Source organism: Desulfuromonas acetexigens (assembly GCF_900111775.1).
In the GTDB taxonomy this organism is placed as follows: Bacteria; Desulfobacterota; Desulfuromonadia; order Desulfuromonadales; family Trichloromonadaceae; genus Trichloromonas; species Trichloromonas acetexigens.
This window is the reverse complement of record NZ_FOJJ01000034.1, coordinates 46,649-67,408: the sequence shown is the minus strand read 5'-3', so window position 1 is coordinate 67,408 and position 20,760 is coordinate 46,649. Positions and strand designations below refer to the sequence as shown.

Here is a 20,760-nt window from a genome sequence, read left to right as displayed (position 1 = left end):
AATTTATCGTTTTCAAAATAAAAGTCAATAAAAGCCCTCGCCCTGCTGCCCCAACTCATACCAACCTAATCCTCCCCGTCAGCAATTCCTGCATCATCCCCTGCTTGACCTGCCGGGCCTTGGCCAGCTTCGCCTCAAGTTCGGCGATCTCGGCGTCCATGTCGGAGAGGATGGCGGCGATGGCGGTTTGTTCGGGGAGTGGTGGTAATTTAAATTCGATTTTCTTAAGATCAGTCAGAGAAACGCCCTTCACAGTGCTACCGCTACCGAGCTCATCAATGTCCTTCCCGTGATACTGAAACCAGAAATTGAGGTATTGCGTCGCCAATTCTGGTATAGGGAAGAGAGCCTTGAGATCTTGGTTAATGGCAACATCAACCTCGTAGACAACGGCTTTGCCAAGGGCCATTCGGGTAGAGGTAATGAGCGTTCCCATCGGTATCAGATTCGATGCGCTGTTTTGCAAACCTACCCTGGTAATCATTTCCTGTGATAAACGAGGGCTAAATGTTGCGAAGTCCTTCACTGTCACCCACGGAATTTCATTGCCCCAATACTTGGGGTTTGCACGTCTGGGTGTGCCGCCGCCCACGAATTTTTCGATAACCTCCCCCAACCGCTTCACCTCCCACTCCCCACTGAACCCCGGCAACCGCCTTTTGCCGGTGAGCAGTTCCTGCATGGTGCCTTGCTTGACCTGGCGCTTCTTGGCGATGAGTTGCTCCAGCGATTCGATGAGGGCGTCGGCGTCGGAAAGCGCCTCGGCGATGGCTTCTTGTTCGGCTTTGGTGGGAGGGAGAAGGACGACTATCTCGTGGAGATCATTACGATTTACGCCAGGAACGCCGCTCTTTCCACTATGTGAATGAAAATCGATTGTTCTGAGCAAATACGAGACATAACGCGGATCGTTACCTTGAAAATTTCTGACATATAGTGTTGTGTTCAGTGGCCAAAAATTTTCGCAGACATAGAAGACATCACCAATAGTGCCGTAGCGTCCTGTTACTACGCCTGGCCCAGCAACCCTTGGCTCGGAGTGGGTTTCGCCAATGCCCGATGACGTTACAATTGGCACGGTGCCAGGTTTACGGAGTCGACAAGGCAGATCATAACCACGCTGAAGGGTAATGACTTTCCCAAGCAATCTCGCATCCCAATCCTCCGGAATCACCCCCACCTCAGTCTGCTTGTAACCCAGCGGCACGTTATTCATCGCCGCCTCCCGGTTGTCCGATTTTCCGTAGGGGCGACCGGCCGGTCGCCCCTACACCGGTCGCCCCAACATCGACCATCCGGACATCCGTCGCCCCCACATCGGCATTCTCCGGATTCAACGCATCCTCTTTCCACCGTCGCGGATTGGTGGCGACATATTCGGCAATCCGGACATAATCGGCCTCGTCGCGGATAATATGTTCGTAATAATTGCGTTGCCAGACGGGGTGACGGGGAGTTTGCCGCACAATGTTGATGCGGAGGGTGACGGCGGATTTGAAGCCCGCCAACAATGCACCGATGGATTTGGGACGTGGACCCGGAACGATGGCGGTGGCCGGCGTAGGGGCGACCGGCCGGTCGCCCCTACGCCGGTCGCCCCGACCATCGCCGACGATATGGACGATTCCGTGAAAATGATTCGGCATCACGACAAATTCACCCAATTCGATCTCCGCCCGCATTTCCGCCGATTTGATCCATTCCGCCTCAACAATCCGACCAAAATCATTCATCCGCATCTCACTATCGACAATTTCACCAAACAGGGTTTCCCGGTTGTGAACGCATATCGTGATGAAATACGCGCCGTCCTGGGAATAATCGTATCCCTTCAAACGAATTGAACGACGGTGGTGGATTTCGGGATTGAATTTCCGTAGGGGCGACCGGCCGGTCGCCCCTACACCGGTCGCGCCTACATCGACCATCCGCACACTCTCCGCCCTCCCGGTCACCCCCACCTCGGTCTGCTTGTAACCCTTGGGGCAGTCGCCCTGCATCATCCTCGCGCTCATGCCTCCTCCTCGGCGTCCAGTTCCCTGGACAAGTTCTCCTCCAATTCTTCAATGGTCGGCAAGCAGGTATCGAGTGGTTCGGGCAGGGCGCGCACAAGTTGATATTCGGCAACACCCATGGGCTTGTCCATACCGGACAACGCATATTCGGCCACCAGACGTTTCTTGGTTTTGCAGAGCAACAGGCCGATGGTCGGTTTGTCGTCCGGGGCTTTCACCTGGGCGTCGACAGCGGCGAGATAAAAATTAAGCTGCCCGGCGTGTTCGGGTTTGAAGGCTACGGCCTTGAGTTCCACCACGATGTAGCACTTGAGGCGGGTGTGATAAAAAAGCAGGTCGATAAAAAATTCATCCCCCTCGACTTCCAGACGGAACTGGCGGCCGACAAAGGCAAAACCCGCCCCCAATTCGAGGAGGAAACGGGTAATGTGACGGACCAGGGCATTTTCGATATCCCGCTCGTGCGCCTCGTCGCCGAGCCCCAGAAAGTCGAAGTGATACGGGTCTTTCAGAATCTGCGCCGCCAATTCGGCATGAGGCGCGGCAAGCCGTTGTTCGAAATTGGTCAGGGCGTTGCCTTGGCGCAGATGGAGCCGACTTTTAATCTGTCCTTCCAATGTATCGCGGGACCAGGCATGGGCCACGGCTTCCCGCGCATACCACTCGCGCAAATCGGGCTCGGAAATTTTCGTCAGCAACGTGACGATATGAAACCACGGCAATTGGTCAGCAGTCTGCTGACCAAATTTCCGAACCGGGCAGTGCTGGGCGAAAAAGCGCATGTATTTCAGGTTGGACGAGGAAAACCCCTTCATCTCGGGAAAAGCCGCGCGAAGGTCGGCGGCAAGCTGATCCACAACCTTGGCGCCCCATCCCTGACTATTTTGCCGCTCCAGAATTTCCCGGCCCATATCATGATACAGCCGGATTTGCTCTTCATTGGCTACGAGAGCTATCCGTTGCCGGGCGCCGGCAATGCGCTGTTTGAGACTGGCCAGCCAGTCCGCGTAATCCGCCGGCAGGAGGGTGCTTGGAGTGTTCATAGTGCAAACCCCATCCTTTCCAGGTGGGCGTTCACCCTCGCCTCCAACTCGGCCACGCGCTCGGTCATTCGCGGCAGCGGCGTCTCGTAGCGTTCAGCCAACTCCTTCACCCGCTGGGTCAACTGCTGACTGACGCGGTCCATTTCGCCGTGGATGGCGGCATCGAGGGTGGCGAGCCATTTGTCGTCGACCACCAGGGTCTTGATCTCGGGCTCGGTGAGTGTGCGGTAGTGGCGGTAGGCCTTGGCGTCCAGTTCCGCCTCGGCATCCTTGAGGCGCTTCTTCCCCTCGGCCTCTTCATTGGCCAGCTTCAGCCAGGCATTGAGCGCGGCGGCTTCGTCCCTGGCTTCTTTATCCCCCTTGATCTCCTTGAGCCGGGCGGCGACGTTGGCCTTGTTGACCTTGTCCAACTCGGCAAAGGCCCCCTCCTCGCCGCCGTGCTCCTCTTCCAGCTCGGCGAGTTGGGCGCCGACGCTTTCGAGTTCGGCGGCCAGGCGGTCAATGGCCGCCTGCTCCTCGGCGTAGTACCGGGCGACGATGAGGGGCTTGGGCACGAGGTCGCAGGTCCAGCCTTTATCCTTCTCCTTCCCCTTCTTGTCTGTCTCAATGAGGCGATAGGTCTCGGCCTTCCAGCCATCGGCGGCGATCAGGTAGCAGTCGTCCTGCATCGTCTCGGCCCAGTAGTCCATCAGATGCTGATAGACGTCGTAGTGGTTGATGAGGGGTTTGCCGGCGTAATGGGCGAGCAGGTCTTCGGAAAGAAAGTGGATGACCTCTTTGGGATGGCAGCCGGGTTGTAACGCCTTGAGGTTAGCGGCGCTCTTTTTACGCCAGGCGTCGAAGTGGGCGTTCATGCCGGAGATGAAGGCGGCGAACTCGGGATGCTGGTAGATGGCGGTCTTGATGGCACCTTTCTCCACCGCGAGGTCGAGATAGCCGGGGCGGTTGAGCTTGAACAGGGTCTGTTCGAGTTGCGGACAAACATCCCAATAACTCTTCAGGGCATCGACATCGGCCTGGGGGATGCCCCCTTGCAGATGCCCGGCGATATCCTGCAGGTCTTCGGTCTGCCCGCTGTCGATATAGCGCGGCAGGTTGAGGTTGTAGTCGTTCTTTTCGATCTCGGCCAAGGAGACCATTTTCGAATAGCTCGGCTCTTCGATCTGTTTGTTGAAGGTATCGACGATCCGGTGAATATCCTGGCTGCGCAGGCGGTTCTTGGGACCGTCCTTCATGAAACCGCCGCCGGCGTCGAGCATGAAAATCCCCTTGCGGCTGTGGGCGTCTTCCTTGTCGATAACGACGATGCAGGCGGGGATGCCGGTGCCGTAGAAGAGGTTGGCGGGCAGACCGATGATCCCCTTGATGAAGCCCTTGCGCACCAGATTGCGGCGGATTTCGGCTTCGGCGTTGCCGCGAAAGAGCACGCCGTGGGGCAAAATGCAGGCGCCCTTGCCGGTACTTTTGAGGGAACGGACGATGTGCAGCAGGTAGGCGTAATCCCCCTGTTTGTCCGGCGGCACGCCGAAATGGGTGAAGCGCTCGTAAGGATCGTGCAGGGGGTCGAGGCCGGTACTCCAGCGCTTGTCGGAAAAGGGCGGATTGGCGACGACGTAATCGAAGGTCTTGAGGGTGTCGCCCCCCTTGAACTTGGGATCGGTCAGGGTATTCCCCTGCGCGATGAGGGCGGTCGGGTTGTTGTGCAGGATCATGTTCATGCGCGCCAGACCACTGGTGGCGCCGTCCTTTTCCTGCCCGTAGAGAGTGACGGGCGTTGCCGCTTCATCGGCGACCTTGAGCAGCAGCGACCCGGAGCCGCAGGTGGGGTCATAGACCGTGGTGTCGGCGCTGGTCTTGGCCTCCTTGATGCCGACAATCCGCGCCATGATCCGGCTGACCTCGGCCGGGGTGTAAAACTGCCCCTTGCTCTTGCCGCTCTCGGTGGCGAAGTGGCGCATCAGATATTCATAGGCATCCCCCAGAATATCGTCGCCATCGGCGCGGTTCTTGGAAAAGTCGAGGGCCTTGTTCTCGAAGATGGCGATGAGATTGGTGAGCCGGTCGACCATCTCCTTACCGCTGCCGAGCTTGCCGGCATCGTTGAAATCCGGCATGTCGGAAAGCTTGTTGGCGTTGGCCAACGGGGCGACGATCTTTTTGTTGATCTGGTCGCCGATGTCCGGCTTGCCCTTGAGGGCGACCATATCCTTGAAGCCCGCGCCGTCCGGAATGGTGATCGGCGCATAGGGAACACCGGCGTACTTGTCGCTGACGTATTTGATGAACAGCAGGACGAGGACGTAATCCTTGTACTGGCCGGCGTCCATGCCGCCGCGCAGCTCGTCGCAGCTGGCCCAAAGGGAGGAATAGAGTTCGGACTTCTTGATGGCCAAAACAGGGAACTCCTTATGTGATTAAAGGATAATAGACTAGCATTGCAGGGAATTTTTCGGAACCACTTAATTGGACAGACAATCAGTAACCGGCAACGCTCGAACCGGACGGATGAGAAAGGGGCGAAGGGAGGGGAGCAGCGCTGGATTAGACGACAGATAAAAAAAGGCCCGGTCGCTAGACCGGGCCTTCATGATTTTTTTGGAGCGGGAAACGAGATTCGAACTCGCGACTTCAACCTTGGCAAGGTTGCACTCTACCACTGAGTTATTCCCGCTCGATGGCGGCGGCTTTCGCCGTCGGGATGGGTTAAATAACAAAAAGGTCGGGGGACTGTCAACCTTATTTTTCGTTTTTTCCTTCCCCGCACCCCGGCCCGCCGTTGTAGAGCTCCCCGCCCTGCTCGACGTAGGCGCGCAACACCGCCGCCGCCTGGGTGCGGCGCACGTCGCGGACGACCTCGATCCCTCGGCGGCGGAGCAGATCCGGCCAGTCGGCGGGTTTATCCCCTTCGTCGAAGCCGACGGCACGGGCGTCTTCGTCGCGGGCGCCGCAGACCAGGCGGACGATGCCCGACCAGGGAACGGCGCCGAGACACATGGCGCAGGGTTCGGTGGAACTGACCAGTTCGAACCGGCCGCCTTCCAGCCCCAACTGATGCAGGCCGAGGCGCTGCTGGGCGAGGGAGAGGGCGACGATTTCGGCGTGGGCCGAGGAGCAACGGCCGGGCATGACGAGATTGACGCCGGGGGCGATCAGGCGGCCGCTTTCGCTCGCGAAGACCGCCGCGCCAAAGGGCCCGCCGCCACTGGCAATGTTGCGCCGGGCCAAGGCGATGGCGAGCTCCATGCGCTCTTCGACGGTAGGAAAAAGGCGCTGCGGATCGGGGATGAGGTCGTCCACCCAATACGGCAACTGCAGGCGAATTTCGGAGATTGGCATAAGCAAATCCTTCACGCAAGTATTGGTGCTTAATCACCACAGAGCCACAGTGATCACAGAGAAATCAGAATCTTGGATAGCCTCACAAGCGGCACGGATCCTCCGTGTTGCCCGGCTTTTCAGTAGGAAAACTTCAAGTTTTACAGGGATAAAGGGGATAAAAACAATCCCCCCCAAGGCCTTAATCCTCCGGTTTTACTCTGTGTCCTCGGTGCCTCCGTGGTGAAACCGCTTTTTCGGGTCAGGTAGTCTGCCGCCGCCAGAGGGCGAGGAGTTCCGGCAGCGGGTCGCCGGCGCCGTCGAGCCAGTGGATTTCCGTCCCCTGGCGCTCCATGCGGCGGAACCAGGTTTCCTGGCGCTTGGCAAACTGGTGGATGGCGCTCGCCAGTTTCTGGCTCATGTCGTTGCGGTTGAGCTGCCCTTGCAGATACTGGGCGACGAAGCGGTATTCGAGGCCATAAAATTCGAGGGTCTCGTAGGGCACGCCGGAGCGGTGCAGGCCTTCGACCTCCTCGATCATCCCCTGGGCGAGGCGTTCTTTAAGGCGGGTATCGATGCGCCGGTGCAGGGCCTTGCGTTCCCAGCGCACTCCGCAGACCAGCGGCCGCAGTTCCGGCAACGGGGGCAAGTCGGCGCTCGCGGCTTCTTCCCCTTCGGCGATTTCGATGGCGCGCAGCAGCCGCTCGCGGTCGAGGGTGTCGGTGCTGTTGTGCAACCGGGGGCGCAGCGCCGCCAGGCGAATGGCGAGCTGCTCCAGAGTCAGCGGCGCCAGCTGCCGACGCAGTTCAGAGTTCTCCGGCACTTCCACCAGCCGGTAGCCGCGCAGCACGGCATCGAGATAGAGGCCGGTGCCGCCGACCAGCACCGGCAGCTTGCCCCGTTCGCGAATCTCGGCAAAAGCCGCGAAGAAGCGCCGCTGAAATTCGAAGACGTTGAACTCGTCGCCGGGATCGGCGATGTCGATGAGGTGATGGGGGATCTCGTCGTACTCGGCCAGATCCTTGCCGGTGCCGATGTCCATCCCCCGATAGACCTGACGGGAGTCGGCGGAAAGGATCTCCCCGTTCAGAGCGCGGGCGGCGTCGACCCCGAGACGGGTTTTGCCCGAAGCGGTCGGGCCGAGAATCACCAGCAGGTTGGGTGGCGTATCGTTCATGGTGGCGGCTTTCCGTGGTCGCGTTAGTGGTCATGGGCAGTCGGCATTCTAGGGACCGGCGCCCTCCCTGGCAAGGCCTCGTTTTTTAAAACTTTCATTTCCTACGGGCATTTGCTACATTGGCGGCGTTTTGCCCACCTCCGAAAGCGACTGCTATTTCGACCATGATCGACACCCCGGAAAATCCAACGGCCATCCCGCCCGTCATCGTCCCCCGGGCCGAGCACGGCATCTCCCGCAAGAACATCGACGAAAACACCCTCAAGGTGCTCTATCGCCTGTCGCGCCAGGGCTACAAGGCCTATCTGGTCGGCGGCGGCGTGCGCGACCTGCTCCTCGGACGCACGCCCAAGGATTTCGACGTCGGCACCGACGCCACCCCCAATCAGGTCAAGAAGCTCTTCCGCAACTGTTTTCTGGTCGGCCGCCGCTTCCGTCTCGCCCACGTGCGTTTCGGCGCCCATGAGGTGATCGAGGTCGCCACCTTCCGCCGCCAGGCCCAGGCCGACGACCTGCCGGAAGATCCCGCCGATCACTTCTTCTTCAGCGAGAATGTCTTCGGCACCCCCCAGGAAGACGCCTTCCGCCGGGACTTCACCATCAACGCCCTGTTCTACGATATCCAGACCTTCTCCATCATCGACTACGTCGGCGGCCTGGCCGATCTCGCGGCACGCCGTCTGCGGGTGATCGGCGACCCCTTGGTGCGCTTCACCGAGGATCCGGTGCGCATGCTGCGCGCCCTGGAGTTCTCCGCCCGCCTCGGCTTTTCTCTCGACGACAGCGTGCGCCAGGGGATTTATCAGCGCGCCCCGCTCATCGCCGAGGCGGCCCCGGCCCGCATCCGCGAGGAACTGATGGAGCTCTTTCGCCACCGGGTCGCCGGACAGGTGCTGCGCAACGCCCAGGGGGTGGGGCTGCTCCCCCATCTGCTCGCCGGCTACGAGGCCGAGGAAGTGACCTTCATCCTGCTCGACCGCATCGACCTCCGCACCGCTGCCGGTACCCCCATCGAGGAGCACTTCGCCCTCGCCGCCCTCTTTCTCGACCGCTTTTTGCGCGCCTGCCTCCCCGAGGGGGAGGCCACCGTCACCGACGCGGTACGCATCGCCGGGCTGATTCTCACCCCCCACTGCAACTATTTCCACATCAGCCACGGCACCCGCCATCAGGCACGGGAACTGCTGATCGGCTTTTTCCGCCTCGCCCGCGGCCTCGGCAAGCGCGGCGAACGGCGCTTTCTCCAGCACCCCATGACCCCCCAGTCGCTGGAATTCTTCGCCCTGTGGCACACCGACGACCCGAACGGCACCGCCCTGGCCGAGGACTGGCGGCTCGCCCTGCACCGCGACGGCGAACTACTGCAACGCAAAAGCAGCGAAAGCCCCCGCCCCAAACGCCGCAGACCTAGGAGGAAAAGCAAGGGAAGACCGAAGACTGAAGGCTGAAGACCGAAGAAAGATAAGCTATAGGGCTTTGCCTTTTCCTTCTGCCTTCAGTCTTCGGTCTTCAGCCTGTCCTTTCTCATCTCCCGTACAATTTCCCGCAGTCTCCTGTACTCCCCCTCTTCCAGCTTCCGATCACGATAAATCGCGCCGCCGTAGAGTTCGGCGAATTCCCGGGCCAGGGGATCGTCGAGCCGTTCGGCCAGTTCGTGCAGGCCGACGGAGTCGGGGATTGCCGCCAGACCGTGGCGTTTCGCCGTCCGGCGCAGAAATTTGCGCAGCAGTCGTTCCTCGCGGCTGGTGCCGCGCCGCCACAGACGCCACCCGCCCCAGGCCAAGGCCGCCAGGACCAGCGCCCAGGCCAGGGGCGCCCCCGACGGGCGCGACTCGGAATCGGCGGCAGACGGCGTAGTACGCCCGCGCAACTGATCCCGCACGCCCTTCACCGCTTCCCACTGCCGGCCGAAGTCGTAGGTGATGACCGCCTGGGTCCAGAAGTAGTCGATACCATCGGCCAGGCGGCGGGCCAGACCGGGGCCCCGCGAACGAGCGCCGAGAAAGTCGCCGGCGGCGTTGGCGGCCAGGCGGGTGGGATCAAGCCGCTGCCAGCGGCCGTCCTCGTGCAGCACCTCGACCCAGACGTGGGCGGTGGCCTCCGCGACCGAATAGTAGCCGCCGAAGGCATTGTACTCGCCGCCGTAATAGCCCCCCACCAGCCGCGCCGGAACCCCGGAAAGGCGCGCCAGTTGGGCGAAGGCCGAGGCGAAATATTCGCAGTAGCCGCGTTTTTTCTCGAAGAGAAAGGCATCGACCGGATCCTCTCCTTCGGGCAGATCGCTGGTCGCGTACTGGAGATCCTGCCGCAGGAAGAAGCCTTCAAGGGCGGCGACCCGAGCGGCGACATCCCCCCCCTCACCGGCGATCTCTTCGGCGACGGCGGCGACCCGTGGCGAAACCAGTGTCGGCGGGCGCAGGTAGAAGTCGCGGTCGATCCGTCCCCGCTCCATCAGCACCCCGTCGGGAACGGCCTGTTGCCGGTAGCGGATCTGCCGGTCGCTGGTGCGATGGGTCGCGTAGACCCCCTCCCCCAGCTCCCGGGAACGTACTTGCGAAAGGGCCAGGGGCAGGTCGAGGGTCGGCAGATAGCGCCCCTGACGGGGGGCGGCGAAGAATTCCAGTTCCACCCGCCCGTCGCCAACCACCTTCGTTATGGCGCCGGAAGGGGGCGTTTCCCGCACCCAGGTCTGCCCGTTCAGGGCGTTGAGAACGATGGTCCGCCAGTAGCGCTGCGCCATCGGCAGTTGCGGGCCGGCGACGCGGAAGGCAATGTCGCCGGTGGCTGACATTTCGGCGTAATGGCCGGGACGGACCTGATCGCTGAAGCCGACCTCGGCGCTGGCGGGGGGATTGAGAAAGTGCCAGAGGGGCTGTTCGGTGCGGGGCAGAATGACGAAAAAGCCGAGCATCAGCACCAGGGAGGCCGCCGGCAGCAGCAGGGCGACGGCCAGCACCTGACGCAGGGGACGGCGATCGAGGCGCAGTTCGGGGTCCTCGCCGTGAAAGCTGAGGAGGACGAGGCCGACGGTGACCAGCGTCACCTGCACCACCAGATAGAAAAGATAGCCGAGTTCGAGGGTAAGGAGCGAGGAACCGGCCAGAGCGAGGATCGCCAGGACGAAGAGTTGCAGATAGTTGCGCCCGCTGCGTTCGGTAACCAGCCGCAGGCAAAGGAGCAGGACGAGGACGTTGACCGCCGGTTCGACCAGACTGACACGGCTGACCTGGGGGAGATAGTAGACGAGAACGGCCAGGGCTGTCAGAGTCGCCGGTATCGTCGGCAGGACGAGGCCGGGCCACCGACTGCGCAGTAGTCCGGCGAGCAGGGCGAGGGGAAAGAGGAGGCGCGCCCCGCCGTCGAGAAAGGGGTAGAGGGGGGCGACCCCGGCCAGGCTGACGAGCGCCGCGAGGAGATCGAGAAGGGTGCTAATCCTGACCATGGTTCCCCAGGGCGGCCAACAGGCGCAGACGATGGGCGCGGGTCAAGCCCGGCCGCAGCAGCCGTCCGCCGAGACGCAGGCCCACCGGGCGCTCGGCGCGGACATAGCGATTGACCAGATAGGCCGCCCCCTGCAAGCGCTCTTCGAGACCGCGCCCCGGCAACTGGTCGAGATCGATGACCACCGGCTCGACGGCGGTCGCGGCGAGCTCCTTGACCAGCAGGCGACCGGTGCGGGCAGAGAGCTTCCAGTGAATCAGCTTGAGGGGTTCGCCGCCGCGATAGTCGGCGATCTGCGCCGGTTCCCCCTGGGGGCCGCGCCCGCTGACGACCTTCTCGCCGAGGCGACGCTCGTCGCCGGCGGCCTCCGGCAGCGGAACCGGACGTGGGGCGGGGAAGACCAGCACCGGCTGGTCGAGGGGGAGGTTGCGGGAGCGTACGAAGAAATTGACCGGGAAGATCGAACTGAGGCGAGCGCCGTCGATGGTCTGGCGGCCGCGGGCGGGAAAGCCCAGGGAAATCTCCGCTTCGGCGGTTTCCCTGCCGCCGACCACGAGAAAGAGAGCGCTGCCGTCGAGAATCCTGACCCGCAGCAGAAAGACCGGCAGCCGTTTGTCGTTGCGCAGCCGCAGTCGCGCCGTCACCGGCCGCCCGGCATAGATCTCGTCGGGGAGCAGCAGGTGGATATGCGGACGGCCGAGGTTCCCCTTGCCGAGAAAGCCGGAAACCGCCATGAAGCCGAGCAGCGCCGAAATCAGCAGATAGAGGAGATTGTTGCCGGTGTTGACGGCGCCGAAACCGAGCAGCAGGGTCAGCAGGATGTAGAGAATCCCGGCCGGGGTCAGCTTCAGCTGCGCGGCACGGGAATTTTTTGCAGCAGCGATTTGAGCACCTCCCGCTTGCCGAGGGTTTCCTGTTCTGGACGAAGAATCAGCCGGTGGGCGCCGCCGGCCAGGGCCACGGTCTTGACATCCTCAGGCAGGACGTGATCGCGGCCGTCGAGGTAGGCGGCGGCCTTGGCGGCGGCGGCCAGGGTCAGTCCGCCCCGGGTCGAGATGCCCGAAAGAATCAGCGGGCTTTCGCGGGTGGCGGCGATCAAAGAAAAGAGATAGTCGGTGACCTTTTCCGAGAGGTAGACCTGATCCCGCACCGCCGCCTTGGCTTCGAGAATCTGCTCATGGCTGATCAGCGGTTGCAGCTCGCGCAACTGCTCGCGAATGCCGCCGCTGCGGATGATCGATTTTTCCACCGCTTCCGGCGGATAGCCGATGCCGGTGCAGAGACTGAAGCGGTCGAGCTGGGATTCGGGCAGCGGGTAGGTGCCGACCTGCTCCACCGGGTTCTGGGTGGCGACAACCATGAAGGGCTCGGGCAGGGGATAGGTCACCCCCTCCACCGTCACCCGCCCCTCCTCCATGGCTTCGAGCAGGGCGCTCTGGGTGCGGGGCATGGCCCGGTTGATTTCATCGACCAGGAGCAGATTGCTGAAGATCGGCCCCGGTACGAACTTGAACTGTCCCTGCTCGCGATCGAAGATGGAGAGCCCGGTGATGTCGCTGGGAAGCAGGTCGGAGGTACACTGGATGCGGCCGAAATCGAGGCCGAGGACCCGGGCCAGGGCCAACGCCAGGGTGGTCTTGCCGAGGCCGGGGATATCCTCCAGCAGGATGTGCCCGTCGGCAAGCAGGCCGATCATGGCCAGGCGGATGGCCTGGATCTTCCCCCGCAGGTAGCGCTCGGCCAGGGTGTCGATGACACCGACGACGGCCTCGCGGTGGGCGAGTTTATCCTTGCTTCTCGAATCGCTCATGCGCCTCCTTCCCTCGATGAAGATATGAGCAAAAGTATATCACGCCTTGCCCTTCCCCTCCCGGGTGAGAATGACCAGATAGCCGTCCGGGTCGTGCAGCCAGAGTTCCTCGCGGTCGTGTTCGCCATCCTCCAACTCGTAGAGCGGTTGCAGCTGATGGCGCTCGACGGCGCGCAGCAGCGGCCGCAGGTCGGGGAGGGTGAACTCCAGGGTCGCGCCGACCCCGAGGGGATGGCGGGAAAGGTTCTGGAAAAGGGCCGGATGGCGGGCTTCGAGCACCTCCAGCGGGCGGAAGAGGACCGTGGCGTCCCCCCGGCGCAGCAGCAACAGGGGCGGATGTCCCGGGCCCGGGATGCGGGTTTCGATCGGTAGGCCGAGGATCTCGCCGTAGAAGAAAGCGGTGCGGTCGAGGTCTTCGACAGCGAGGGTCAGGGTAAAATCCATAGAGCATCTCCTTTGCCGTCAGGAGTACCACAGGCCGTTATCTTCCGGCAAGCGCGGAGCGGCACGGTTGACCGGCCGCCGGAAGCTGTGCTTTAATCGCCCTCGGTCTTTCCGGGAGAGTTCATGCACACCGCCTATCTGGCCTTTGGCGCCAACCTCGGCGACTGCCTCGCCACCTTCCGCACCGCCCGCCGCCTCCTTGCCGAGGCGGAAGGGGTTCGCGTCGACGGCGCGTCGTCCCTCTACCGTACCGACGCGGTCGGCGGCCCGCCCGGCCAGCCCTCCTACCTCAATGGGGTGCTGCAGGTGGCCACGGAGCTTTCCCCGGAAGAACTGCTGGCCCTCGGCCTTGACCTGGAAGCCCACTTCGGCCGCGAGCGCCTGGAACATTGGGGGCCGCGCACTCTCGATATCGACCTGCTCCTTTACGACAAAGTACTTTGCGACCGGCCGGAGCTGACCCTGCCCCATCCGCGCCTGCATCAGCGCCGCTTCGTCCTGGCGCCCTTGGCGGAACTGGCCGCCGACCTGCGCCACCCGCTGCTGCAGCGCACCATCGGCGAACTGCTCGCCGATCTCGACGACCCGGCACGCGTGCACCGCCTGCCCGACCCCTGGTGATCCCATGATCAAACTGCTGATTTTCGCCCTACTCGGTTTTCTCGCCTATACGCTCTACACCATGCTGCGCCGCTCCCTCGGCGGTGGCACCTCGTCCATCCCGCCGGAGAAAACCCGCCAGGGGGAGGAGATGGTGCGCGACCCCCAGTGCGGCACCTACCTGCCCAAGGGGGAAGCGCTGGAAAAGATTATCGACGGCGAGCGCCATTACTTCTGCTCGACCCGCTGCCGGGATGCCTTCAAAGCGAAAAAGCCCTGAAGGCTTCCCCGCTCTTTTCCGACCTGCCCCGGGCCGGCGCGGCTTTTGCCTCCGGCCCGCTTCTTTTGGAGAAAACGCTATGCCCGACACCCCGATTCTCACCGACCGCGCCGCCGTCGCCCGCTTCGCCGCCGAACTGGCGCGGGAAACGATCGTCGCCGTCGATCTCGAAGCCGATTCCATGCACAGCTACCAGGAAAAGGTCTGCCTGCTGCAATTCACCACGCCGAGCCAGACCCTGCTCATCGATCCCCTGGCGGTCGGCGACCTTTCGCCGCTGGCGCCGGTGCTGGCCGATCCCGCCATCCGCAAGCTCTTCCACGCCGCCGATTACGACATCCGCTGCCTGAACCGGGATTTCGGCTTCGAGGTGCGCGGGCTCTTCGACACCATGATCGCCTGCCAGTTTCTCGGCGAGGAGAAGGTCGGGCTGGCCGACATCCTCGGCAAGTATTTCGGCGTCACCCTCGACAAACAGTTTCAGCGCGCCGACTGGTCGCAACGCCCCCTCTCCGGCGAGATGATCCGCTACGCGGCGGAAGACACCCGCCATCTGCACGGTCTGGCGGAGCTGCTGGAAGGGCGTTTGCGGGAAAAAGGTCGGCTGGAGTGGGTGGCGGAGGAGTTCGCCCTGCTCGAGCAGGTTCGCTTCGCCGACAACGACGGCCCCCTGTTCCTGCGCGCCAAGGGCGCCGGCACCCTCGACCGGCGGCAGCTGGCGATTCTCGAAGAACTGCTGCAATGGCGCGAGGCCGAGGCCAAGCGCCGCGACCGTCCCCCCTTCAAGGTGCTGGGCGGGGCACAACTGCTGGAGGTGGCGCGCAAAGCGCCGAAAACCCTGGAGGAACTGGCGGCGGTGGAAGGGCTCTTCGCCAAGCTGGTGGAGCGCTTCGGCAAGAAGCTGCTGGCGGCGGTCGCCGCCGGGCTGGCGGTCCCCGCCGAGCGCCTGCCGGTTTATCCGCGCACGCCGCGCCAAGAGAAGGATCCGGCGGTGGACAAGCGCATGGCGACCCTCAAGGCCTGGCGCAAGCAGCGGGCCGAGGCGCTGGAGATCGACCCCGGGGTGCTGATCAACAACGGCCTGCTCGAAAGTCTGGCCCGGCAGGTGCCTCAGACTCCGACCCAGTTGGAGCAGGTCGCCGGCTTGAAGAACTGGCAGCGCCAGGTACTCGGCGAGGAGATTCTCGACGTCCTGCGCGGCGCCTGAAGCCGTGAGGGGTGAGGAGTAAGGAGAAAAAACTTATCGCCTCACTCCTCACTCCTCACTCCTCACTTCCAACTACCTACGAACGTCCGGCGATGCCCGGCTCGGTCATCGGCCGGGGGTCGAGAATCCGCGTCAATTCAGCCTCGGGGAGCAACCTTTCGGCCAGGGCGACCTCCCGCACCGTGCGTCCGCTCTCCCAGGCCTGCTTGGCCAGGGCGGCGGCGCGGTCGTAACCGATGACCGGGGCGAGGGCCGTGACCATGGCCAGGCTCTGTTCCACCAACGATTCGCAACGCTTGCGGTCGGCTTGCAGATCCTGGATGCATTTTGCGTTGAATTGACCGGACACGCGGCTCAGCAGCTCGATCGATTGCAACAGGTTGTGGGCCATAAGCGGCATCATCACGTTGAGCTCGAAATTGCTCCCCAGCCCGCCGAGGGTGATGGCGGCGTCGTTGCCGATCACTTGGGCGCACGCCTGGATGAGGGCTTCGGCCATCACCGGATTGACCTTGCCGGGCATGATCGAACTCCCCGGCTGGACCGGCGGCAGCAGCAGTTCGCCGAGGCCGCAACGCGGGCCGCTGCCGAGCAGGCGGATATCGTTGGCGATCTTGTACAGGGCCACGGCGCAGGCTTTCAGGGCGCCGCTCGCCATGACCACGGCATCCTTGGCCGCCTGCGCCTCGAAATGGTTGTCCGCTTCGACGAAGGGCAACCCGGTGGTTTCGGCCAGGCCGGCAATGACCCGTCCGGCAAACTCGGGATGGGTGTTGATGCCGGTGCCGACGGCGGTGCCGCCCAGGGGGAGTTCGCAGAGCCCCGCCAGGGCCTGCTCCAGGCGGCGGCCGGCCATCTCCAGCTGGCGGGCGTAGCCGGAAAAGACCTGGCCAAGGCGGATCGGCGTGGCGTCCTGCAGATGGGTGCGACCGATCTTGACGATATCGTCGAAGGCGGCCGCCTTTTCTTCGAGCCCCCGGCGCAGCTCGGCAAGGGCTGGCAGCAGGCTTTGCCGGATCTCCACGGCGGCGGCCAGGTGCAAGGCGGTGGGGATGACATCGTTACTTGACTGGCCGAGGTTGACGTGGTCGTTGGGATGAACCGCTCGGCCGCCTTCGACCTGCCCGAGCAGCTGGATGGCCCGGTTGGCGATGACCTCGTTGGCGTTCATGTTGGTGCTCGTCCCCGAGCCGGTCTGAAAGATGTCGAGGACGAAGTGCCCGTCGAGTTCGCCGGTAATGACCTCCTCGGCCGCTTCCATGATCGCCATGGCCCGTTCCCGGTGCAACAGCCCCAGCTCCAGGTTGACCCGGGCGGCGCGCTGCTTGATCATCCCCAGAGCGCGCAGGAAGGGGCGAGAAAAGCGCAGGCCGGAGATGGGAAAGTTTTCTCGGGCGCGGGCGGTTTGAGCACCGTAGAGAGCGTCAGCGGGGACGGGCATGCTCCCCATCGAATCCTGTTCTTCGCGGGTGACGTTCATGAAACCTCCGAAAGCGGGTGGGGGATGAAAAGAGCAGCCGGAAGCGGGTCCGGGCACCGGCCTTGAGCATAACAATCGGGGCTGGGGTGTCAATGGCGAGGCGCCGCCGTTTTACCAAGGCTAATTTTTTGCCTTCGGTTTTTATTCTCGCTAATCCTTAAGCCTTCCGCTAGAATCCCGCCATGAGCAGCCTCGCCCTCACCCTCGTCGTCTTTTCCGCCCTGATGCACGCGCTCTGGAACCTGCTGGTCAAGCGCAGCCGGGACAAGACCGCCTTCATCTGGTGGATGTTCTGCTTTTCCGGCGGACTCTTCAATCTCGCCCTGCTTTTTGTCAGCGAGCCCTTCCCCCCCCTGACCCCACGGATTCTGCTCCTCGGCCTGGGCGGGGCGATCTGTTTCGTCGTCTACCATCTCTTCACCGGCCGTGCCTACCAGGGGGGGGATCTCTCCTTGACCTACCCTCTGGCCCAGACCTCCATGATCTACGTGCCGATCTGGGGGGTGCTGCTGTTGGGCGAAAGTCTCTCCCCCCTCGGCGCCGCCGGCATCGGCCTGATCATCTTTGGCGCCTATTGCGTCCAGCTCGGACGCTTTTCTCCGGCCGAGGTCCTGCGCCCCTTCCGCAACCTCGGCAACCCCTCGGTGCAGGCGGCCCTGGCCGCCGGGTTCGTCTACTCGGTCGGCGCGGTCATCGACAAGACCGGGGTCATGGCCTACCACCCCCTCTACTTCACCTATCTGCTGGTCGTCTTTATGTTCCTGATCATGTCCGCCAATCTCCTGCGCCCCGGGCAGCGCGGACGCATCGCCAAGGAATGGCAGCACAGCCTGCCGCTGATCCTGCTCTCGGGGCCGATCATGATGGGCTCCTTCATCTCTTTCCGTTACGCCCTCACCCTCGCCCCCTTGAGCTACGCCGTGCCGGTGCGCCAGGTTGGCCTGCTCTTCGGCGTCCTCTTCGGCGTCCTCTTTCTCGGCGAAAGCTGCGGCCGCATCCGCGTGCTGGCGGCGCTGGTCATTCTCGCCGGGGTCTTCCTGGTGCGCCTTGGATAGACGGCTGAACTGAAGATACGACTCCGTAGGATGCGGTGACGAAAGGAACCGCATCTTTTTTGGAGCGTCGCCATTGATGCGGTTCGCTTCGCTCACCGGCATCCTACCTGATGTTCATCGGATAAAAATCCCTGCGCGCGCATGGCGGTCTTGGCGGCTCGGCGCGCGGGTGCTATCCTGCCCGTCGACTGCTTTTTCCCCGAACCCAGGAATCCCACCATGAAAAATCTCGCCCATTTCTTCTTCGAAGTTGGCATGCTCAAGCGCACCCCTCGCACCGGCTTCCAGTTTCTCGGCAGCGGCGCCGAATCGGTGGCCGAACATTCCTTTCGCGCCACGGTCATCGGCTATACCCTAGCCATGCTCGACGGTCAGGCCGATGTCGGCCGGGTGGTGCAGCTCTGCCTCTTCCACGACATCCCCGAGGCCCGCACCGGCGATCTCAACTACGTCAACAAGAAGTACGTGAAGACCGACGAAAGCCGGGCGGTGGACGATCTCGCCAAGACCCTCCCCTTCGGCGACGCCTACCGGGAAACGATGGAAGAGTTCGAGGCCCGCGAAAGTCGCGAGTCGCTCCTCGCCCACGACGCCGATCAGCTGGAAATGATTCTCGCCCTCAAGGAATACAAGGATCTCGGCAACCGTTACGCCGACGAATGGTATCCCTTCGCCGTACGCCGGTTGAAGACCGAACTGGCGCAGCAGCTGGCCGAAACCATCTGGAACACCGACTCGACCCGCTGGTGGTTCGACGGGGACGAGCACTGGTGGGTGAACGGCAAGCGCGAAAAATAAGCCTGCGGCTTTCCCGCCATTGCCCGGTATACGCCGTTGACAGGGGGGGGAGGAAGGTCTAAAATCCCCCTTTCTCACGCTTCATCAGGGGGTTCGGCCCTCTCATCCCTGTTCGCGAAGGAGTCCCCATGAAGGTTCTCATCACCGATGAAATTTCTCCGGAGGGCTTGCAGCCCCTCCTTGACGATCCCCGCGTCCAACTCGACGTGCGCCTGAATCTTCCGGTGGCGGAACTGCACCAGATTATCGGCGGCTACGACGCCCTGATCACCCGCAGCGGCACCCGCGTCGACGCCGCCCTGCTCGAACATTCCGGCAATCTGCGCATCGTCGCCCGCGCCGGGGTCGGTATCGACAACGTCGATGTGCCCGCCGCCAGCAAGAAGGGGATCATCGTCGTCAACGCCCCCTTCGGCAACGTCAACTCGGCGGCCGAGCACACCATGGCCATTCTTCTCTCCCTCTGCCGCAACGTCACCGTCGCCAACGCCTCGCTGAAGAGCGGCGAGTGGAAGCGCGCCCCCTTCACCGGCTACGAACTCAAGGGCAAGACCGTCGGCATCATTGGCCTAGGCAAGGTCGGCGGCCGCGTCGCTCTTCGCTGCCGGGCCTTCGAAGCGAACGTGCTGGCCTGCGACCCCTATATTTCCGAAAAGCGCGCCGAGGACCACGGCGTCAAACTCGTCTCCCTGGACGACATCGTCCGCTATGCCGACATCATCACCGTGCACACCCCGCTGAACGAAGAAACGACCGGCATGATCCGCAGCGAACATTTCGCCGCCATGAAGGACGGCGTCATTGTCGTCAACTGCGCCCGGGGCGGCATCATCGAGGAAGCGGCGATCCTTGAAGCCCTGGAGAGCGGCAAGGCAGTCGGGGCCGCCTTCGACGTCTGGAGCGAGGAACCCCCCGCTACCGAGGTGCTGCGCAAACTCATCGCCCATCCGCGCATGGTCGTCACCCCCCACCTCGGCGCCAACACCTTCGAGGCACAGAAGAACGTGGCGGTCGACGTCAGCCGCGAGATAATCAACTACCTCGACGGCCGTCCCATCGAGAACGCGGTCAACATCCCGCGTTTCGATCCCGACCTGATGGAGCACATGAAGCCCTTCATGGGGCTGGTGAGCAAGATCGGCGAGTTCGTCGCCCAGCTCGCGCCGCCCAATCCGAACAAGGTGGTTTTCACCTACAACGGCAAGATCGCCCGTTTCGACTGCGCGCCTCTCACCGTCTGCGGCCTGGCCTCCCTGCTCAACCGCCAGACCGATCAGGAGGTGAACATGGTCAACGCCCGGCTGGTGGCGGAAACGATGGGCATCACCGTGGAGGAGGTGCGCAACACCGAATCCGAATCCTTTTCCAGCCTGGTAACGGTCTGCATCGAAACCCCCGAGGGCAGCCGCTCCATCGCCGGCACCCTCTTCGAGGGGATTCCCAAGGTCGTCAAGATGCGCGACTTCCAGACCGACTTCACCCCCGAGCCGCACATGCTGGTCATCAGCTACGACGACAAACCGGGTCTGATCGGCAAGATCGGCACCATTCTCGGCGAGGCCAAAGTCAACATCGGCAACATGACCCTGGGTCGCCGGGCCAAAGCGGGCGAAGCGATGGTCGTCCTCTCCATCGACAGCCCGGCCGACGACGCCACCCTGGAAAAGGTCGCCAAGGCCGTCGACGCCCGCTTCCTCAAAGCCGTGCACATGCGCGAATAAAAGAAACCTTCCCACGTGCGCAATGTTTCGGCGGACAGGTTCCCCCGTACAAAAGAGGCGGCCCCCAGAGGCCGCCTCTTTTTTTTACAGCGGAAAGAACCAGCCGCCGCTCACTTCCAAATGCCATTTTAAAAATTCACCGATAAGAAAAAAATGAAGAAAAGTTTTATTTATAATAATTTTTACGGAAATTCACGACCCCACGGGATCGTTTTCAGAGACCGAAAGTTCCGGAGAAAACCCCCGAACAAACCGTGGAATCGACTGGAATCATTTCTTTTCCCTTCTTTATGACAAGGATTCACGAAGGTCGGCCACGCCCCGCGGAAACTTTCCCGGCGCGGCGCAGCGAAGGTCGGGAGCAGTCGGAAAAA

General features: G+C 62.8%; 18 protein-coding genes and 1 tRNA gene. 7 read left to right on the top strand and 12 right to left on the bottom strand.

The window, feature by feature from the left end:
- Nucleotides 1–55: 55 nt before the first annotated feature.
- The 7 genes from BQ4888_RS11020 to miaA all read right to left on the bottom strand — a co-directional run bounded on the left by BQ4888_RS11020 (nucleotide 56) and on the right by miaA (nucleotide 7,550).
- Complete coding sequence (locus tag BQ4888_RS11020) at nucleotides 56–1,216, bottom strand: restriction endonuclease subunit S (protein WP_092057289.1); 1,161 nt, start codon at nucleotides 1,214–1,216, stop codon at nucleotides 56–58.
- The gene (locus BQ4888_RS11015; RefSeq protein WP_205748003.1) at nucleotides 1,209–2,015 is read right to left on the bottom strand and encodes a transposase; all 807 of its coding nucleotides are present in this window, start codon (nucleotides 2,013–2,015) and stop codon (nucleotides 1,209–1,211) included. The genes BQ4888_RS11020 and BQ4888_RS11015 overlap by 8 nt, the downstream gene beginning before the upstream one ends.
- On the bottom strand, nucleotides 2,012–3,058 hold the full coding sequence (locus BQ4888_RS11010; protein WP_092057287.1) for a PDDEXK nuclease domain-containing protein: 1,047 nt from the start codon (nucleotides 3,056–3,058) through the stop codon (nucleotides 2,012–2,014). The genes BQ4888_RS11015 and BQ4888_RS11010 overlap by 4 nt, the downstream gene beginning before the upstream one ends.
- Nucleotides 3,055–5,451 carry a type I restriction-modification system subunit M gene (locus tag BQ4888_RS11005; RefSeq protein ID WP_092057285.1) on the bottom strand — a complete coding sequence of 799 codons (2,397 nt, stop codon included), beginning with the start codon at nucleotides 5,449–5,451 and terminating at the stop codon, nucleotides 3,055–3,057. Before BQ4888_RS11005 ends, BQ4888_RS11010 begins: the two co-directional genes overlap by 4 nt.
- 203 nt (nucleotides 5,452–5,654) lie before the next feature.
- Nucleotides 5,655–5,729: transfer RNA gene (locus BQ4888_RS11000), tRNA-Gly, on the bottom strand.
- Nucleotides 5,730–5,794: 65 nt separating this feature from the next.
- Nucleotides 5,795–6,394 (bottom strand): nucleoside deaminase, encoded by a 600-nt coding sequence (locus tag BQ4888_RS10995; protein ID WP_092057283.1) that lies wholly within the window; start codon nucleotides 6,392–6,394, stop codon nucleotides 5,795–5,797.
- A gap of 241 nt (nucleotides 6,395–6,635) precedes the next feature.
- A complete protein-coding gene (gene miaA / locus BQ4888_RS10990) occupies nucleotides 6,636–7,550 on the bottom strand; it encodes a tRNA (adenosine(37)-N6)-dimethylallyltransferase MiaA (protein WP_092057281.1) in 915 nt (304 codons plus the stop codon).
- Between the two features lie 164 nt (nucleotides 7,551–7,714).
- On the opposite strand from miaA, the gene pcnB reads away from it, so the two are divergent.
- On the top strand, nucleotides 7,715–8,998 hold the full coding sequence (pcnB, locus tag BQ4888_RS10985; RefSeq protein ID WP_092057279.1) for a polynucleotide adenylyltransferase PcnB: 1,284 nt from the start codon (nucleotides 7,715–7,717) through the stop codon (nucleotides 8,996–8,998).
- A 47-nt stretch (nucleotides 8,999–9,045) separates the two neighbouring features.
- On the opposite strand, the gene BQ4888_RS10980 is transcribed toward pcnB, so the two are convergent.
- From BQ4888_RS10980 to BQ4888_RS10965, 4 genes are all read right to left on the bottom strand, one after another.
- A complete protein-coding gene (locus BQ4888_RS10980) occupies nucleotides 9,046–10,992 on the bottom strand; it encodes a transglutaminase TgpA family protein (protein WP_092057277.1) in 1,947 nt (648 codons plus the stop codon).
- Nucleotides 10,979–11,725 carry a DUF58 domain-containing protein gene (locus BQ4888_RS10975; protein WP_240746333.1) on the bottom strand — a complete coding sequence of 249 codons (747 nt, stop codon included), beginning with the start codon at nucleotides 11,723–11,725 and terminating at the stop codon, nucleotides 10,979–10,981. Before BQ4888_RS10975 ends, BQ4888_RS10980 begins: the two co-directional genes overlap by 14 nt.
- Nucleotides 11,726–11,838: 113 nt before the next feature.
- A complete protein-coding gene (locus BQ4888_RS10970; RefSeq protein ID WP_092057274.1) occupies nucleotides 11,839–12,801 on the bottom strand; it encodes an AAA family ATPase in 963 nt (320 codons plus the stop codon).
- Nucleotides 12,802–12,840: 39 nt separating this feature from the next.
- A complete protein-coding gene (locus tag BQ4888_RS10965) occupies nucleotides 12,841–13,245 on the bottom strand; it encodes a VOC family protein (RefSeq protein WP_092057272.1) in 405 nt (134 codons plus the stop codon).
- A gap of 123 nt (nucleotides 13,246–13,368) precedes the next feature.
- Between BQ4888_RS10965 and folK the strand changes: the two genes are divergently transcribed.
- The 3 genes from folK to BQ4888_RS10950 all read left to right on the top strand — a co-directional run bounded on the left by folK (nucleotide 13,369) and on the right by BQ4888_RS10950 (nucleotide 15,332).
- Entirely contained in the window at nucleotides 13,369–13,866 is a 498-nt protein-coding gene (gene folK / locus BQ4888_RS10960) for a 2-amino-4-hydroxy-6-hydroxymethyldihydropteridine diphosphokinase (protein ID WP_092057270.1), read from the top strand.
- A 4-nt stretch (nucleotides 13,867–13,870) separates the two neighbouring features.
- Nucleotides 13,871–14,125, top strand: coding sequence for a PP0621 family protein (locus tag BQ4888_RS10955; RefSeq protein WP_092057269.1), 255 nt, complete (start codon nucleotides 13,871–13,873; stop codon nucleotides 14,123–14,125).
- 79 nt (nucleotides 14,126–14,204) lie between these two features.
- The gene (locus BQ4888_RS10950) at nucleotides 14,205–15,332 is read left to right on the top strand and encodes a ribonuclease D (RefSeq protein ID WP_092057267.1); all 1,128 of its coding nucleotides are present in this window, start codon (nucleotides 14,205–14,207) and stop codon (nucleotides 15,330–15,332) included.
- A 76-nt stretch (nucleotides 15,333–15,408) separates the two neighbouring features.
- Here the strand turns inward: BQ4888_RS10950 and BQ4888_RS10945 are convergent, their stop codons facing one another.
- Entirely contained in the window at nucleotides 15,409–16,812 is a 1,404-nt protein-coding gene (locus tag BQ4888_RS10945) for a class II fumarate hydratase (protein WP_092057266.1), read from the bottom strand.
- A 182-nt stretch (nucleotides 16,813–16,994) separates the two neighbouring features.
- On the opposite strand from BQ4888_RS10945, the gene BQ4888_RS10940 reads away from it, so the two are divergent.
- From BQ4888_RS10940 to serA, 3 genes are all read left to right on the top strand, one after another.
- Nucleotides 16,995–17,867 (top strand): EamA family transporter, encoded by an 873-nt coding sequence (locus BQ4888_RS10940; protein ID WP_092057264.1) that lies wholly within the window; start codon nucleotides 16,995–16,997, stop codon nucleotides 17,865–17,867.
- Nucleotides 17,868–18,086: 219 nt separating this feature from the next.
- Nucleotides 18,087–18,665: an HD domain-containing protein gene (locus tag BQ4888_RS10935; protein WP_092057262.1), complete on the top strand. Its 579-nt coding sequence runs from the start codon at nucleotides 18,087–18,089 to the stop codon at nucleotides 18,663–18,665.
- A 128-nt stretch (nucleotides 18,666–18,793) separates the two neighbouring features.
- Entirely contained in the window at nucleotides 18,794–20,386 is a 1,593-nt protein-coding gene (gene serA, locus BQ4888_RS10930) for a phosphoglycerate dehydrogenase (RefSeq protein WP_092057260.1), read from the top strand.
- The last annotated feature ends 374 nt before the right edge of the window (nucleotides 20,387–20,760 follow it).